The sequence below is a fragment of the Mesobacillus sp. S13 genome (assembly GCF_020422885.1).
In the GTDB taxonomy this organism is placed as follows: Bacteria; Bacillota; Bacilli; order Bacillales; family Cytobacillaceae; genus Mesobacillus; species Mesobacillus selenatarsenatis_A.
Genome location: NZ_CP084622.1, coordinates 1842775 through 1859703 on the forward strand (window position 1 = coordinate 1842775; position 16929 = coordinate 1859703).

Annotated in this window: 13 protein-coding genes; all 13 read left to right on the forward strand. The window is 42.2% G+C overall.

Annotated features, from left to right (window positions below; translation table 11 throughout):
* The 13 genes from dapA (at window position 1) to yfmH (ending at window position 16895) form a co-directional block, all read left to right on the forward strand.
* Window positions 1–867 (forward strand): 4-hydroxy-tetrahydrodipicolinate synthase, encoded by an 867-nt coding sequence (gene dapA / locus LGO15_RS09220; protein ID WP_167832862.1) that lies wholly within the window; start codon window positions 1–3, stop codon window positions 865–867.
* 646 nt (window positions 868–1513) lie between these two features.
* Window positions 1514–3178 carry an RNase J family beta-CASP ribonuclease gene (locus LGO15_RS09225; protein WP_167833062.1) on the forward strand — a complete coding sequence of 555 codons (1665 nt, stop codon included), beginning with the start codon at window positions 1514–1516 and terminating at the stop codon, window positions 3176–3178.
* Window positions 3179–3316: 138 nt separating this feature from the next.
* Complete coding sequence (locus tag LGO15_RS09230; protein ID WP_226087383.1) at window positions 3317–4069, forward strand: ClpP family protease; 753 nt, start codon at window positions 3317–3319, stop codon at window positions 4067–4069.
* Window positions 4066–4278 carry a YlzJ-like family protein gene (locus tag LGO15_RS09235; protein WP_226087384.1) on the forward strand — a complete coding sequence of 71 codons (213 nt, stop codon included), beginning with the start codon at window positions 4066–4068 and terminating at the stop codon, window positions 4276–4278. Before LGO15_RS09230 ends, LGO15_RS09235 begins: the two co-directional genes overlap by 4 nt.
* Before the next feature lie 228 nt (window positions 4279–4506).
* Window positions 4507–6840 (forward strand): DNA translocase FtsK, encoded by a 2334-nt coding sequence (locus LGO15_RS09240; protein WP_167832864.1) that lies wholly within the window; start codon window positions 4507–4509, stop codon window positions 6838–6840.
* Between the two features lie 306 nt (window positions 6841–7146).
* On the forward strand, window positions 7147–7872 hold the full coding sequence (locus LGO15_RS09245) for a GntR family transcriptional regulator (RefSeq protein ID WP_167832865.1): 726 nt from the start codon (window positions 7147–7149) through the stop codon (window positions 7870–7872).
* A gap of 86 nt (window positions 7873–7958) precedes the next feature.
* The gene (locus LGO15_RS09250; RefSeq protein WP_226087385.1) at window positions 7959–9053 is read left to right on the forward strand and encodes a BMP family lipoprotein; all 1095 of its coding nucleotides are present in this window, start codon (window positions 7959–7961) and stop codon (window positions 9051–9053) included.
* 240 nt (window positions 9054–9293) lie between these two features.
* A complete protein-coding gene (locus LGO15_RS09255) occupies window positions 9294–10817 on the forward strand; it encodes an ABC transporter ATP-binding protein (RefSeq protein WP_226087858.1) in 1524 nt (507 codons plus the stop codon).
* On the forward strand, window positions 10814–11890 hold the full coding sequence (locus LGO15_RS09260; protein ID WP_167832866.1) for an ABC transporter permease: 1077 nt from the start codon (window positions 10814–10816) through the stop codon (window positions 11888–11890). Before LGO15_RS09255 ends, LGO15_RS09260 begins: the two co-directional genes overlap by 4 nt.
* Window position 11891: 1 nt before the next feature.
* The gene (locus tag LGO15_RS09265; RefSeq protein ID WP_125479057.1) at window positions 11892–12845 is read left to right on the forward strand and encodes an ABC transporter permease; all 954 of its coding nucleotides are present in this window, start codon (window positions 11892–11894) and stop codon (window positions 12843–12845) included.
* A gap of 177 nt (window positions 12846–13022) precedes the next feature.
* Window positions 13023–14111 carry a GGDEF domain-containing protein gene (locus tag LGO15_RS09270; protein ID WP_226087386.1) on the forward strand — a complete coding sequence of 363 codons (1089 nt, stop codon included), beginning with the start codon at window positions 13023–13025 and terminating at the stop codon, window positions 14109–14111.
* A gap of 211 nt (window positions 14112–14322) precedes the next feature.
* Complete coding sequence (gene yfmF, locus LGO15_RS09275) at window positions 14323–15600, forward strand: EF-P 5-aminopentanol modification-associated protein YfmF (RefSeq protein WP_167832868.1); 1278 nt, start codon at window positions 14323–14325, stop codon at window positions 15598–15600.
* A complete protein-coding gene (yfmH, locus tag LGO15_RS09280; RefSeq protein WP_167832869.1) occupies window positions 15600–16895 on the forward strand; it encodes an EF-P 5-aminopentanol modification-associated protein YfmH in 1296 nt (431 codons plus the stop codon). The genes yfmF and yfmH overlap by 1 nt, the downstream gene beginning before the upstream one ends.
* The last annotated feature ends 34 nt before the right edge of the window (window positions 16896–16929 follow it).

Consider the following 16929-nt stretch of genomic DNA (forward strand, 5'->3'; position numbering starts at 1 on the left):
ATGGTTCAATTCGGAAGAGTATCCACAGCAATGGTGACCCCGTTTGATCACAAAGGTCACATTGATTTCGCTAAAACGACACAGCTAGTTAACCATTTGATTGATAACGGTACAGATTCACTTGTAGTTGCAGGGACAACTGGTGAATCCCCGACTCTTTCCAAAGAAGAGAAAATCGCATTATTCCAGCATGTCGTAAAGGTTGTAGACAAGAGGGTGCCTGTCATTGCAGGAACAGGCAGCAATAACACATATGCCACCATCGAATTGACAAAAAAGGCAGAAGAAATTGGTGTAGACGCGATCATGATCGTAGCACCATACTACAACAAGCCAAACCAGGAAGGTTTATATCAGCACTTTAAAGCGGCAGCAGAAGCTACAACACTTCCAGTGATGGTTTATAATATTCCAGGAAGATCAGTCGTGAATATCCTGCCCGAAACAGTGATTAAACTGGCTGAAATCCCGAATGTGGTCGCGGTAAAGGAAGCTAGTGGTGACTTGAATGCCATGGCTAAAATCATTGCAAATACACCAGAAGACTTCCTTTTATACAGTGGAGATGACGGATTGACTCTGCCGGTCCTCGCAATCGGCGGTACAGGAATTGTCTCTGTAGCTTCACATGTAATTGGAAACGAGATGCAAGCAATGGTCGATGCTTTCTTCAGCGGAAGAAATGCGGACGCTGCAAAAATGCATCAGCGCTTGCTCCCGGTCATGGAAGGACTGTTCGCTGCTCCAAGCCCGGCACCTGTCAAAACGGCATTGCAGCTTAAAGGACTCGATGTCGGTTCCGTTCGTTTGCCAATGGTGCCTTTGACAGAACAAGAAAGATCAGCGGTAGCTAAACTATTCCAATAAATCTTAAGGCCAGCCTCTCGGGTTGGCCTTTTTTATATGGAAGTAAAAGCAAACCCCGACATAGCCCGAAAACTGAATAGCAAATCCAGAACGGTAAAGCAGACTCCCTGGACTGCCCGAAAACTTAATTCCAATGCCCAAATGGTAAAAGAAGAGTCCCTGCATTGTCCGAAAACTTAATTCCAATGCCCAAACGGAAAAGCAGAGTCCATGCATTGCCCGAAAACTGGATTCCGAAGCTCGAACGGTAAAAGCAGAGCCGCTGCATTGCCCGAAAACTGGATTCCGAAGCTCAAACGGTAAAAGCAGAGTCGCTGCATTGCCCGAAAACTGGATTCCGAAGCTCAAACGGTAAAAGCAGAGCCGCTGCATTGCCCGAAAACTGAATTCCGAAGCTCAAACGGTAAAAGCAGAGCTGCTGCATTACCCGAAAACTGAATTCCAAAGCCCAAGCGGTAAAAGCAGAGTCCCTGCTACAATAAAGAAAAAATGCAAGAGGAAGCAGTGATTATTGAAGATAGTGAAGGGGCTTAGTTCATACATGAGAGGCGGTTGAATAAAGTTGTAAAGATTTTCTATCATCAAGTATAATGATTTTAACTGATGATGGTTCGGAATATTACAACACAGGAGGAGCACGGAATTGATAGCGAAAAACGAGAGTATTAAAATCATTCCACTTGGTGGAGTAGGGGAAATGGGAAAGAATATGTACATCACTGAAGTGGACGGTGATATTTTTGTAGTTGATGTGGGATTGATGTTTCCTGAGGATGAGATGCTTGGGATTGATGTGGTCATACCCGATTTTACATATTTGGTTTTGAATAGGGACAGGGTCAAAGCGATTTTCCTTACGCACGGGCATGAAGATCATATTGGTGCTTTATCCTATTTATTACGCAAAATGAATATACCGGTTTATGGAACAAAGCTAACAATCGCTCTGGCAAAGGAGAAAATGAGAGAGCAGGATTTCACTGGTTCTGTTGACTTCCATGAAATTAATTCAGATACAATAGTGGATTTTGACAAAGTGTCTGTTTCCTTTTTTAAAACCAATCACAGCATCCCTGGTTCAGTCGGCATCAGCATTCTTACATCAGACGGTGCAATCGTACATACAGGGGACTTTAAATTTGACCAGGCAGCAGCACCACTATACAAACCTGAAATAGGCAAGATGGCTTCAATAGGTGAAAAAGGTGTGCTCTGTCTGCTTTCCGACAGTACCGAGGCTGAAAGACCCGGGCATACACCTTCAGAATCAACCGTGATCGCTGAACTATCCAACGTTTTTTATAATGCAGAGGGCAGGATCATTGCTGCATGCTTCGCATCTGACCTTAACAGAATCCAGCACCTCTTTAACAGCGCATATGCTAACGACCGTAAAGTGGCAGTGGTAGGAAATAGCTTGAAACGTGTATATGACATCGCATTGCAGCTCGGCTACTTACAGGTTGAAGAAGATCTCATCATATCGGTTAATGATTTAAAGGATTATGATAACAGCCAGGTGGTGATTTTAACCACAGGAAGTCAGGGGGAGCCAATAGAAGCTTTGCAGAAAATGGCTAAACAAGTGCATCCTCAGGTGAACATCCTGGCAGGTGACACTGTATTGTTTGCTGCTTCACCTTTAAGGGGAAGTGAAGTTTTTATTTACAAGACGATTGATATGCTTTACCGAGCCGGTGCGAATGTAGTAACCAGCAAAAATAGTGTCCAGGTCTCTAGCCATGGAAGTCAGGAAGAATTGAAATTCATGATCAATCTGATGAATCCTAAATACTTCATTCCTGTACATGGCGAATACAAAATGCTGAAGGCCCATAAAAAACTAGCTCAATTTTGCGGCATCCCGGAAGAAAATATTTTCATCCCTGATCGCGGAGACGTGATTGAAATTTCAGGCGGGAAATTAAAGTTCACAGAGAAGGTACCGGCCGGGAATACATTGATCGATGGAATTGGGATTGGAGATGTAGGCAACATTGTTCTCCGAGATCGAAGGCTGCTATCGCAGGACGGTGTCTTACTTGTAGTTGTCACATTGAATAAAACCGACAGGAGGATTCTTGCTGGACCAGAAATTATATCGCGCGGCTTCGTCTATGTTCGTGAATCAGAGAAGCTGATGACCGATTCTGCTGCACTTGTAAGAGAAATCGTCGAGCAAAATGCCAACAAAGGCTCTTTCGATTGGAATAGTTTAAAACAAGACATCCGAGACTCACTTCACCAATATTTATATGAAAAAACAAAACGCCGTCCAATGATCATGCCGATCATCATGGAGGTTAAATAATTCTGATAAGATACTGGATCAAACACCAGTATCTTTTTTTTTGCTTTCCGATTTTATTCTTCAGTCACCTTTGGGCGCGGAATGAAATTGATGATGATGTTCATACTAAAATTATCATGCCTGAAGGGAGCATAAAGGATGGATAACGATATAAATAAATTCAGTTCTGAAAACCAGGAGGGCCAGCAGGGGGATAAGGAGAACAAACCATCAGGCCTTCTTGAAAAGATTCAGCAGCTTGGTCAGACAAATGTCCCCCAGCTATCGCAGGATTCGAAGATCCATTGTTTGACCATCGTTGGACAAATTGAGGGACATATGCAGCTTCCGCCACATAATAAAACGACAAAATATGAACATTTGATTCCACAGCTTGTTGCAATTGAACAAAACCAGAATATTGAAGGGTTACTTGTCATTCTTAATACAGTTGGCGGGGATGTGGAAGCAGGGCTGGCAATTTCGGAAATGCTGGCATCACTTTCTAAGCCGACCGTTTCCATCGTACTTGGCGGCGGTCATTCCATCGGAGTGCCAATAGCAGTTTCCTGTGATTATTCGTTCATTGCAGAGACCGCGACAATGACAATTCATCCAGTCAGGCTGACTGGACTCGTAATCGGCGTTCCACAAACATTTGAATACCTCGATAAAATGCAGGATAGAGTTGTGAATTTTGTTACGAAGCATTCCAACATTACTGAAGAAACATTCAAAGAGTTGATGTTTGCCAAAGGCAACCTGACTAGGGATATCGGAACGAATGTTGTCGGCCATGATGCAGTCCAGACTGGTTTGATCCATGAAGTCGGGGGAATAGGGCAGGCGATGAAAAAGTTAAATGAATTAATTGATATGAATAAACAAGAGTCAGAAGTGATTGTACAATGATCCTCTATACGATGATGCCGCATGAACAGGTATTCCCGCCAAGTGAAGAGGCAGCCGTTAACCAGGTCATGATCAGCTATAATGGAATTCCTATCATGGCTGAATATACAGAGAATCATGAGTACCGGGTAGTCAGAGTAATGAGTACCGACCCTAACCATTATATGGAAACATCTTGTTTGCCTGGTTCTACCATTACTCTCTCTTAGGTACTTATTGAATTGACCTTTTAAGCACAATAAAAAGCTGTGTAAAAAGAGCATCGCCCCGTCTATTTTTAATAAATCGATTGTGCCGTTTCAACTGGCAAATATGATATAATATGGATACACTAAAGCATCAGCAGCCGAATAAGGCTGCTTTTCTTCTTATTAAAGTTTGAAGAATAAGCTAGTTGATTATGCTGATAGTGAAGCTATAAAAGTTCAGGTGATAAAATGGCCAAAAAGAAAAGACGGCAATCGAGAAAGAAGAATACATTGAAAACAACTGTTCAATATGAACTTGCCGGGTTAGCGCTGCTCGCATTAGCGATCATAGCGATGGCGGATTTGGGAGCGGTCGGAGGAGCGGTCGTGATGTTCTTCCGATTTTTCTTCGGAGAATGGTATATGCTCAGTCTCGTAGGGCTGGTCGTGTTCAGTATTTTCATCATGTGGAAACGAAGCCTGCCTTTTATATTCCACACTAAATTAATTGGTACATATCTGATAATAAGTGCAATCCTGCTATTAAGCCATGTGACATTATTCGAACTTTTATCCAATGGCGGCAAGTTTGAGGATCCAAGTGTCATTAAAAACACTTTCGAATTATATGTGATGGAGGCAAAAGGAGAGACAAGCACGAATGATCTCGGAGGCGGGATGATCGGGGCTGTGATGTTTGCGCTGTTTTACTTTTTGTTTGATGCAGCCGGATCTCAGCTGATTGCCTTCCTGCTAATCATTATTGGCGCCATTCTTGTCACAGGCAAAACATTCAGTGAGGTTGCCGGAAAAATCCTGACACCAATCGGCAGTTTTATCAGAGAACAATGGTTTTCATTCATTGAAGACCTTAAACAATGGAAAGAAAATCAACAACATAAAAAGACAGAAAGACAACAGGCAAAACAGGCTGAAAATGAGAGCAGCCAGGCAGTTGCTAAGCAAGCGCCAGCTGAAAAAACGATCGAACTTGCTGATGAGCCAGCCCCTGAGCCTATCATCTCCAGCTTTGCGGAGCGAGCTTACGCAAATCCTGCTGATTCTCAACAACAGCAGCCAGAAAAGAAAGCTAAAGCTGCAAGTGACACCGAAGACGAGGCAGAAGAGTTGCCGCAGAACATTACTTTTACTGAAGTTGAAAATACCTCGTATGAACTTCCGCCAATCGATATATTGAAGCTTCCGAATAAAACGGATCAAAGCGGAGAATATGAAATGATTCACGCGAATGCGGCCAAGCTTGAACGCACATTCCACAGCTTCGGGGTAAAAGCAAGAGTGACCCAAGTTCATCTGGGACCAGCGGTAACGAAATATGAAGTTCACCCTGATGTCGGTGTCAAGGTAAGCAGAATTGTCAGCCTTAATGATGATTTGGCACTGGCATTGGCAGCAAAGGATATCAGGATTGAAGCTCCGATACCGGGAAAGTCAGCAATTGGTATAGAAGTTCCGAATTCTGAAGTTGCAATGGTTTCTTTACGGGAAGTAATCGAATCGAAGCAGCATAACAAACCAGGATCCAAACTCCAAATTGGTTTGGGCCGTGATATTACGGGTGAAGCAGTGCTTGCCGAACTGAATAAAATGCCTCACCTTCTTGTTGCCGGTGCTACCGGAAGCGGAAAGAGTGTGTGTATTAACGGTATTATCACCAGCATCTTGATGAAGGCAAAGCCCCATGAAGTCAAATTGATGATGATTGACCCTAAGATGGTAGAGTTAAATGTATATAATGGTGTTCCGCATCTGCTGGCCCCGGTTGTGACCGATGCCAAGAAAGCATCGCAGGCACTCAAAAAAGTGGTCAGTGAGATGGAAAGGCGCTATGAGCTCTTCTCACACACGGGTACAAGGAATATCGAAGGCTACAATGAATATATCAAGAGATATAATAGCGAGGAAGAAGCAAACCAGCCACTGCTTCCATTCATCGTAGTAATTGTCGATGAGCTGGCAGACTTGATGATGGTTGCGTCCTCTGATGTTGAAGATTCTATCACGAGGCTGGCACAGATGGCACGTGCTGCCGGAATCCATTTGATCATAGCTACACAGAGACCATCTGTTGATGTCATTACAGGGGTTATCAAAGCGAATATTCCTTCAAGAATTGCATTTGCTGTTTCCTCGATGACAGACTCAAGGACGATTCTAGATATGGGCGGTGCAGAGAAACTGCTTGGAAGAGGGGACATGCTGTTCCTGCCTGTTGGGGCGTCAAAGCCTGTGAGGGTGCAGGGAGCATTCTTATCGGATGAAGAGGTAGAAGAGGTTGTAAACTACGTCATTGGCCAGCAGAAAGCACAGTATCAAGAAGAAATGATCCCAGAGGATGTTCCAGAGAACACATCAGAGGTAGAGGATGAATTGTACGGAGATGCCGTCGATCTTGTAGTGGAAATGCAAACCGCTTCTGTTTCTATGCTTCAAAGAAGGTTCAGGATTGGATATTCTCGTGCAGCAAGACTGATCGATGAAATGGAGCTGCGTGGTGTCGTTGGGCCTTATGAAGGAAGCAAGCCGCGTACCGTCCTAGTGGCTAAGTCCGAAGAGGCATAACATCATACATCTGAAAAGACAAAAGTCGGGTGATCACACCCGACTTTTTCTGTGTTTGCAGGATAATATTCCTATAGGTCAAATAATAGTGTCATACTATTAAAACCGTTTGCAAAAACTAATTATAGCAAAAATATAGGTTTATCGTCCCGGAAAAAGTGACAATTTTGGTCAATCTAGCTTTTTTCGACAAATTGTTGAAACACTATTTATTTATCTCGAAAAAAGTGTTATAGTATTTTCGATTAGTAGGAATGCTATACATCAGATGTCTGATGTCTTGAGCAAAGGTTGGAGGAACGCCTCATGTCGATCAAGTCAGATAACCGGCACCTGTATTTACAAGTAATCGATCACCTGAAGCAAGATATTCAAAAAGGTATTTATAAAGAAAGAGAAAAACTACCTTCAGAATTTGATCTTGCCAAACAGCTTGGAGTCAGCAGAGCTACACTAAGAGAAGCATTGCGGATACTTGAAGAAGAAAACGTCATAGTTCGCAGGCATGGTGTAGGGACTTTTGTCAACGCCAAACCGTTGTTTGAGTCAGGTATTGAACAGTTGAACAGCGTGACGGGCATGATTGAGCATGCAGGGATGAAGCCTGGTACAATCTTCTTGAACTCAACGACTACTGGGCCAACCGAAGAAGATATCCGACGTTTTTCATGCTCTCATGATGATGAAATCACACTGGTTGAAAGGGTCAGAACTGCAAACGGGGAACCTGTCGTCTATTGTCTTGACAAGATTCCTTCAAGCATCCTGCCGGAAGATTCTTCATTTGAAGATGAGTCTTTGCTTCATCTTCTTGAAGTTAAATCGAACCGGAAGGTAACATACGCAGTTGCTCAAATTGAGCCAATTGGCTATCACGAGAAGATTTCACCCATCCTTGAATGCGAGCCGGAAACAGCACTGCTTGTTTTGAAGCAAATGCATTTCGACGAAAATGATGTTCCGATTCTTTATTCGGTGAATTACTTTAAAGCCGACAAGTTCAGTTTTCATGTCCTTAGGAAAAGAATTTAATTTTTTTAAGGAAATGTAAACGCTAACTGATTGGTTTTTCAGAACATTCCTGCGAAATCACAAACATTCTCTGGGGGGTACAAACCTTGAAAAAGCGTAAATTTGGTTTGGTAATGTCATTGCTTTTAGCAGCAGGTACAATGTTGGCAGGTTGCGGAAGCGACGAAGGCGACAGTTCTAAGGGCAAGGAGTCAGACTTAAGAGTTGGTATGGTCACTGACGCAGGTACGATTGATGACAAGTCATTCAACCAGGGTACTTGGGAAGGAATCCTGAAGGCTGAAGAAGAATTCGGCGTTAAGACAAAATACCTAAAGCCAGCAGGAACTACTGAAGCAGAATACTTAAAAGAAATTGGTAACTTATACGACGCAGAATATAAGTTCATCGTTACACCGGGCTTTAAATTCGAAACAGCTGTTTTCCAAGCCCAGGATAAATATGAAGATGCTAAATTCGTCATTCTTGATGGAAACCCACACAGTGGAGATTACAACCCAGTTGTTAAAGATAACACTGTAGCTGTATTCTTTGCAGAGCACGAGTCAGGTTTCCTTGCTGGTGTTGCTGCAGCTGTTGAATTGAAAGAAGGCGAAGCTGGATTCATCGGCGGTATGGAAATCCCTGCTGTACAAAAGTTCAACTGGGGCTTCCAACAAGGTCTTAAATATGCAAATGAAAACCTTGATACGAATGTAACAATCAAGGCTGAAAACGTAGTTTACCAGGGTTCATTTGACAACGCTGCTGCTGGCGGTCAAATTGCAGCTCAATTCTATGATCGTGGCGTAGATGTTATCTTCACTGCTGCTGGTGGTGTTGGTGTTGGAGCGATCAACGAAGCGAAGAACCGTGCGAAAGCTGGAGAAAACGTCTGGATCGTTGGTGTTGACGTAGACCAGTATGAAGATGGTAAATACGAAGGGGATAAGTCAGTCATCCTTACTTCTGCAATGAAGAAGCTTGACCAAGTTTCTTACGATATGGTTCAAGCAGAGCTTGACGGCAAATTCCCAGGCGGAGAAACTTTGATTTTCGATGCTAAGAACGATGGAATTGGTCTTCCTGAGAAAAACCCTAACCTAAGCGAAGAAACAACAGCCAAGGTTAAAGAAGTATACGAAAAAGTTAAATCTGAAGAAATCAAAGTCTCTGCTGAGCAGGGAGATTTATTCAAGTAAAAAACTGCAAAAGAGACGGTCTCCCGTCTCTTTTGTCTATCGGACTTGAAAAGGAAAAATTTTGAACTTTTCAGAAGTGAAATTGTACAGCTCCAGAGCCTGGCTTCCAAACTAATCGGTATTCCATAAGGAAGTAATTGCATCACTTCCCCAGGTGCCGATGAAATGTTAGAGAAGCTGACAAGGGCGCTTACGCTATTCTTAATAGGTATAGAGTCTAATACAAAGGTGAGTGCTACTATGAGTTATGTAGTTGAGATGTTGAATATTCGGAAAGAGTTTCCGGGTATCGTAGCCAACGATAATGTTACCCTTACCCTTAAAAAAGGGGAAATACATGCACTGCTAGGTGAAAACGGTGCGGGCAAGTCAACCTTGATGGGTGTTCTGTTCGGCATGTATCAGCCTGAGCGCGGTGTAGTAAAAGTTAATGGCCAAGAAGTGAAGATTACGAATCCTAATGTCGCTAACCGTTTGGGAATCGGAATGGTGCATCAGCATTTCAAGCTGGTTGAAAACTTCACAGTAACGGAAAACATCATATTGGGCAGTGAGCCGCTTAAAGGCATGGTGCTTGATATTGATAAAGCTGCAAAAAGAATTGAAGAATTATCAAAGCATTACGGTTTGAATGTAGATCCTCATGCGAAAATCGAAGATATTTCAGTAGGTATGCAGCAAAGGGTAGAAATTTTGAAAATGCTTTATCGTGAAGCAGATGTTCTGATTTTGGATGAACCAACTGCTGTACTTACACCAGCAGAAATCGATGAATTGATGAAAATCATGCGTAACCTTATTAATGAAGGTAAGTCTATTATTATTATCACTCATAAACTAAAAGAAATTAAGGCCGTTGCGGACCGTTGTACAGTCATTCGCCGCGGAAAAGGAATTGGGACTGTCAATGTGGCAGAAACCAGTGAGGCTAGTCTTGCCGAAATGATGGTCGGACGTCATGTCTCTTTCAAAGTGGATAAGAAAGAAAGTACTCCTGGTGAAGTAGTACTTAAAATAGATTCTTTATCAGTAAAAAATAATCGAAAAGTTATGGGATTGAAAGATTTTTCATTGGAAGTCCGTGCTGGGGAAATAGTCGGGATTGCCGGGGTAGAAGGCAATGGACAAACAGAACTTGTTGAAGCGATCACTGGCTTGAGGAAAGCTGAGTCTGGGACTGTTCTGGTCGGAGGAGAAGATATCACAAACCTACCAATCCGCCAAAGAAATGAAAAAGGCATTAGCCATATACCAGAGGACAGACAAAAACGCGGTCTTGTTCTTGATTACTCACTTGTTTCAAACATGGTTCTTCAAATTTACAACAAACAGCCTTTCTCTAAGCGTGGATTATTAAACTTCTCAGCAATGAAAGCGTATGCTCAAAATATCATCACCAATTTCGATGTGCGATCAGGTGAAGGTGCTGCATCGATTGCCAGGACTCTTTCCGGTGGTAACCAGCAAAAAGCAATCATCGGTCGTGAACTTGAACTTGATCCGAAGCTTTTGATTGCTGTACAGCCGACTCGCGGATTGGATGTTGGCTCCATTGAATACATCCATAAACGGATTATTGAGCATCGCGACAAAGGGAACGCGGTATTGCTGATTTCTTTGGAGCTTGATGAAGTTCTTCAGCTTTCAGACCGCATAGCCATCGTCAATAATGGTGAGCTAGTAGGCGAGGTAATCGCGTCGGAAACAAACGAAAATGAAGTTGGTCTTATGATGGCAGGCGTGGCTAAGGAGAGAAGCATATGAGAAATACCATCGTATCTTTAATATCCATTATTCTAGGTCTTGTGGCCGGAGGCATTCTGATGCTTTTCATCGGCAGCAATCCGATTGAAGGTTATTCCTATTTGCTTCAAGGTGCGCTGAAAAATCTAGAGCGTATCGGTAATACTTTGGCAACAGCAACTCCTCTTATATTCACTGGTTTATCTGTGGCTTTTGCTTTCCGTACAGGACTCTTTAACATCGGGGCATCAGGACAGATGCTGGTTGGGGGCCTTGCTGCTACTGCAGTCGCCCTGACTTTTGATTTTTCCAGGCCAATCCTTTTATTGGTCATGGTCCTTGCAGGACTTGTAGCAGGGGCACTATGGGCATTCATTCCAGGTTTACTGAAGGCAAAGTTCAATGTTCATGAAGTTGTATCGACAATCATGATGAACTGGATTGCCTACTGGACGATTTACTATGTCGTACCAGGTTATTTCAAGGGAGAATTCCTTGAAACAGAATCAAAAAAACTTGCTGAATCAGATACTTTAAGAACTCCATTTTTAACAGAAATGTTCGATGGGTCTTATATTAACTTAGGCCTTTTCTTTGCAGTCATTGCCGTAATCATTATTGCTTTCATCATCGACAAGACAACGCTTGGTTTTGAATTGAAGGCAGTCGGATTCAATAGATTTGCTGCAGAATATGCAGGTATGAAAGTAAACCGCAACATCATTCTATCTATGTTGATTTCAGGCGCTCTTGCAGGAGTCGGCGGGGTAGCATTGTATACAGGAAATGCTTCAAGCATTCAAATCGGTATTCTGCCTGCACAAGGTTACGATGGCATCGCGGTTGCTCTTCTAGGTGCAAACCACCCTGTTGGCGTATTCTTCGCAGCAGTGCTGTTCGGGATTCTTTACTCTGGTACTGGATTCATGAATGCTATGACTGAAATTCCACCTGAATTGGCAAATACGATCATTGCGATCATCATTTACTTTGCTGCTACGAGTGTAATGATTGAGCGTTTGCTGAACAAATTCAAGGCAAAAAAATCAAACAAAGATAAAAGTGGTCCTGTAGTCGAGAAGGGAGATTCATAAGATGTGGTCAATAATAGAACAAATTTTTCCTTACGCGATTATCTTTACCATTCCTCTTCTTATTACGGCACTCGGCGGACTTTTTAGTGAAAGAAGCGGTATTGTAAATATTGCCCTCGAGGGTTTGATGGTCATTGGTGCTTTCTCTGGCGCACTATCCATCCATTACCTGAGCGGCGTATTGGACAACCACACTTTGGTCCTCTGGCTTGGATTGCTGGCTGCTATAATTGCTGGTATGCTTTTCTCTATCTTGCATGCGTTTGCGAGTATAAACTTGAATGCCAATCAGATTATCAGTGGTACGGCAATCAATCTAATTGCCACTGCACTAACGGTGTTCCTTGCACGTAATATGACTGGAAGTGGAAACATCCGAATCTCAAGCGGTTTCTCACCGTCTAACGTTCCATTCCTTTCGGATATTCCAGTGATTGGAGATTTGTTTTTCACAAAAACATATCCAACAACATGGTTTGTATTAGTCATCCTTTTTGTAAGTTCATTCATCTTATATAAAACGAAGTTTGGTCTTCGTTTACGTTCATGTGGTGAATTCCCTCAGGCTGCTGAAGCAGCAGGGATCAATGTAAGAAGAGTCCGTTACAGCGGCGTTCTAATTTCAGGAGCATTCGCCGGATTGGGCGGCGCATTAATCATTGTCACACAGTCAGGTGAATTCACAGGAACTGTCGCAGGTCTGGGCTTCCTGGCGTTGGCTTCCTTGATTTTTGGACAATGGAAACCACTAGGCGTGTTGGCAGCGACTTTCTTCTTCGGATTTGCCAGTACGATTGCGAACGTGTCACAAGTAATTCCAGAGTTGGCTGTCATTCCGCCAATCTTATTGAAGATTTTCCCTTATGTAGTGACATTAATTGCGCTCGTGATCTTCTCCAAGTCATCACAAGCACCAAAAGCTGTTGGGGAAACATTCGACAGCGGAAAACGTTAATAGTGCTACTGCTAAAAGAGGTACCTCGATTGGGTGCCTCTTTTAATTTTATGGACTAAAATACACATCAAGAGTATTTTCATAAGAATTTGAACATTCTTTTTAGATTAAATCTTCCATATGTGTTAATATTAAGGAAAAGTTTGCTAAAAATAATATCGTTCAGAGGGCATGCACATGAAGCTATCATTATATATGGATGATCGTGAAACGGAAAAAATCTTTTCTTATTTGCGCTGGATATTCTTGTTGGTAGGGATTCTAGTATTCTATTTTCCCCCTCTGGCGGACAGGCTGAATTTTACGAAAGAAACATTTCCTTTATTATTGACAATAGGATTTGTCTACATGGCCGTAACCCAGACTGCTTTGATTAAAATGTCAGCGGGAAACGAGTATTTCAATTTACTTACGAAGGCTGGAATTGTCTTCGATTATATTGCGTTAATGTGGCTTCTTGCATTGACTGATGGGGTTATGTCACCTCTTTTTCCGATTGCTTATTTGGTCGTCATGCATGCGACCATTTACTGGCGGACAAAAGGAGCCATATTATCTTCAATTTCATTGACGGTTGGTTACTCTACTATTTATGCCGTACAGGCTCAATTTGATTTTAATACAGCATTTGCTTTCGTTTTAAATCTCGCCTTCATTTGGATCATTGGTGTATTTGGATCATTAATTGTTATACGTGAAAGGAAACACTTAAAACAGAAAGAAATTTTCCACGAACTGATGTTCACTGACTACTTGACAGGTTTATATAATCACCGTCATTTCCAGGAACAATTAAGGGTTCTGACGAGTGGAAAGCAGAGTTTCCTGCTGGTCATGGGTGATATTGACCACTTTAAGCAAATAAATGATCAGTTTGGGCATTTAGCCGGGGACGAAATCCTTAAGAAAATAGGTAAGATTTTTCAGGAACTGGCAACTGAATATGATGCCCAGGCTTTTCGTTATGGCGGAGAAGAATTTGCCTTTCTTTTGCCAGCTATCGAAGAAACAAGTCAAATCCGCTTTTTTGATGATCTTTATGAAAGTTTATCTGCTGAAAAATTCAGTGAGGATTGCGAGAGTGTCACAATGAGCTTTGGGATAGCTTCTTCAAAAGGTGCAGCCTTGCCGGATAAACTTCTTGGATACACTGACCAGCTCTTATATACCGCGAAGGCAAATGGTAAAAACCAGGCAAAATTTGAATCTGGCTATACTTATTTATACTCTCAGGCGAAAGAGGAAATAGCTGCTACAAGGCAATAAAAGCTTCCCATTTGGGAAGCTTTTTTCATATTGGCTGCCAATTCCTTGAATTAGCCTGATTGTGAAAGGTATAGTTAGAGTATATTTATTGGAATATTAAATATAGACTTCACAACGTATACATAATAAGAAGAATGTTTTATTTACATCAATCATGTGAAGAAGAAAGACTGTAAGCAAGTCCTGGTGTTATAAATAAAGGAGGATTTCAATGGCTGTCATTTCTGAAAGTATCAAGGATATGAAGGGTTACAAGCTCCATATCGTCAAAACCGAAAAATTCAAGACGAATACAATTGTTTGGAAGATGAAAGCACCACTTACCAGTGAGGATGTAACAAAACGGGCGTTGCTTCCGTATGTGCTGCAAAGCAGTTCGAAGGCCTACCCGTCAACATCAAAGTTTCGTTCCTACCTTGATGAGCTTTACGGTGCTAATTTATATGTGGATGTTTCAAAAAAGGGAGAATATCAGGTCCTCAGTTTTTCACTGGAAATTGCCAATGAAAAGTTCCTGAGCGATCCAGATCCTTTGCTGAAAAAAGGAATGCAATTGATGTCTGAAATTCTGGTGAATCCACTGGCTGAAAATGAAGCTTTTGACAAAGACACTGTTGAAAAGGAAAAGAGGACATTAAAACAGCGGATACAGGCTGTCTATGATGATAAGATGAGATACTCCAATTTCAGGCTCGTACAGGAAATGTGCAAGGATGAACCATATGCACTCCATGTCAACGGAGAGATTGATGATATCCCGCAAATTGACGAGAAAAATCTTTACGAATACTACAAGAAAGCCTTTGCGGAAGATGAGCTTGACCTATTTATTATCGGTGATGTTGATGAGACGGAAGTCCAGTCAATAGCACAGGATCTGCTGCAATTCGAACAGCGGACACCAAAACTTGTTGAAGCTTCGAAAAGTGTTCATGTGGAAGAAAAAACCGTCAAGGACAAAGAAGATGTCAAGCAGGGTAAATTGAATATCGGCTACAGGACGAATGTGCTTTATGGTGATAGGGACTATTATGCACTCCAGGTTTTTAACGGGATTTTCGGAGGTTTTTCTCATTCGAAGTTGTTTTTGAACGTCCGTGAAAAAAATAGTCTTGCCTACTATGTCGCCAGCCGCCTTGAAAGCCACAAAGGTTTGATGATGGTCATGTCAGGCATCGAATTTGAAAATTTTGAGCTCGCAGTAAAAATCATTCGTGAACAAATGGAAGCGATGCAAGCCGGTGATTTTACCGACCAGGAAATTGAACAGACGAAAGCGGTGATCGAAAACCAAATGCTTGAGACCATGGATACTGCTAGAGGGATGGTAGAGGTCCTATATCATAATGTTGTATCGCGTGAAAATGTCAGCCTCGATGACTGGCTTCAGGGCATGAGTAAAACCACAAAAGAAGAAATCGTTGATGTTGCCAAAAAGGTTCAGCTTGATACGATCTACTTCTTAACTGGATTGGAGGGGGACAAATAATGGAAAAGATCACTTTTGAACAACTTCAGGAAGAAATGTATTACGAAAAGCTGGCTAACGGTCTGGATGTATACATTCTTCCAAAAAAAGGCTTCAATAAAACTTATGCTACATTTACAACGAAATACGGTTCAATCGATAATCACTTCCTTCCTCCAAGAAAAAATGATTTTGTTAAGGTACCTGATGGCATTGCCCATTTCCTTGAGCATAAATTGTTTGAGAAAGAAGATGGTGATGTGTTCCAGCAGTTCAGCAAACAGGGGGCTTCTGCGAATGCATTCACATCTTTTACGAGGACTGCTTATTTATTTTCCAGTACATCCAATGTGGAGAAAAACCTTGAAACACTGATTGACTTCGTCCAGGAGCCTTATTTCACAGAGAAAACAGTTGAAAAGGAAAAAGGGATCATCGGGCAAGAGATCACAATGTATGATGACAACCCTGATTGGAGGCTGTATTTCGGCCTGATACAGAATATGTATAAAAACCACCCGGTAAGCATCGATATTGCTGGTACAATTGAGTCGATTTCGCACATTACGAAGGATATGCTGTATGAGTGTTATGAAACCTTTTACCATCCAAGCAATATGCTATTATTCGTAGTTGGCCCTGTTAGCCCAGAAGAAATCATGGGCTTGATAAAAGAGAACCAGGGAAAAAAGGAATACAAAAATCTGCCTGAAATCCAGCGCAGGTTTGATGAAGAACAGGTTGGAGTGGCGGAAAAGAAACAGGTTCTTAAAATGAATGTCCAGACGTCAAAATGCCTGGTAGGAATCAAGGCGGCCAATCCAACAAAATCGGGCAGGGAGATGCTAATAAAAGAGCTGTCTATCAATGTGATGCTTGATATTCTCTTTGGGAAGAGCTCTGAGAATTATACCGAATTGTATGGGTCCGGGTTAATCGATGATACATTTTCATTCGATTACTCAGAAGAGTATGGCTTTGGTTTTGCGATGGTCGGAGGGGATACGAACGAGCCTGATGTCCTGGCCAGCAAGCTGGAAGCCATGCTGCTGGATGCGAAGGCTGGTCGAGGATTAACAGCAGAAAACCTCGAGCGGACAAAAAAGAAAAAAATTGGAGCTTTTCTTAGGGCGGTGAACTCGCCGGAGTATATAGCCAATCAGTTCACACGCTATGCATTCAATGATATGGATTTGTTTGATGTTGTCCCGGTACTTGAAAGTCTTACACTGGACGATCTCAAACAAGCAGCCAGCGAGCTGATTGCCGAAGAACGGTTCACAGTCTGCCAGGTAGTTCCAAAGGATAAGCAATAGATCCCATTAATATATGCGCCGGTCCCTTACCGGC